Origin of the sequence: Mesorhizobium sp. M4B.F.Ca.ET.143.01.1.1 (assembly GCF_004792275.1) — a bacterium.
In the GTDB taxonomy this organism is placed as follows: domain Bacteria; phylum Pseudomonadota; class Alphaproteobacteria; order Rhizobiales; family Rhizobiaceae; genus Mesorhizobium; species Mesorhizobium abyssinicae.
In genome coordinates this window covers 1-404 of sequence record NZ_SRSR01000114.1, presented here as the reverse complement: position 1 = coordinate 404, position 404 = coordinate 1, and the positions used below count along the sequence as shown (strand labels likewise).

At 59.2% G+C, this 404-nt stretch carries 1 protein-coding gene and 1 pseudogene; both read right to left on the bottom strand.

Annotated elements, in window-relative coordinates:
• A pseudogene (locus EN786_RS38390) lies at positions 1-188 on the bottom strand (hypothetical protein); the annotation flags it as partial.
• 22 nt (positions 189-210) lie between these two features.
• Positions 211-404, bottom strand: a 194-nt coding sequence (locus EN786_RS36205) for a Tn3 family transposase (RefSeq protein WP_135910058.1), incomplete at its 5' end; no start/stop codon positions are given.

Here is a 404-nt window from a genome sequence, read left to right as displayed (position 1 = left end):
GCTTCCCAAGCCTCATACATGATGTCTTGCGCAGCGTCCGTCGGGTCGCTCCCACGCCCTCCGCCGAAAAGACCTGCCATGAACCCCTCCATGCCGCGCCGGTCCGGCATCGGAGGCAGAGCATTGTCATTTTCCGGCTTCTTGGATTTCGCCACTGCCTTCTTTCGGGGTTTCTTCGATACAGGCATTTCTACCATTCCCTTCGATGGGTCACGCCGCTTGTTTCCACTCAAAATCGATCCGGCGATCCAGATCGAGGTCGAAGCGGCCATAAGGATTGACGTGCCCGTAGATCAGCGGCGTCAGGCCGCGATAATCCTCCGGCGTCAGCCGCGCCGACCATTTCGGCTCGCTCAACACCGACTGCATCATGCGCGTGTTCACATAGACAAGCGACGCCTGCA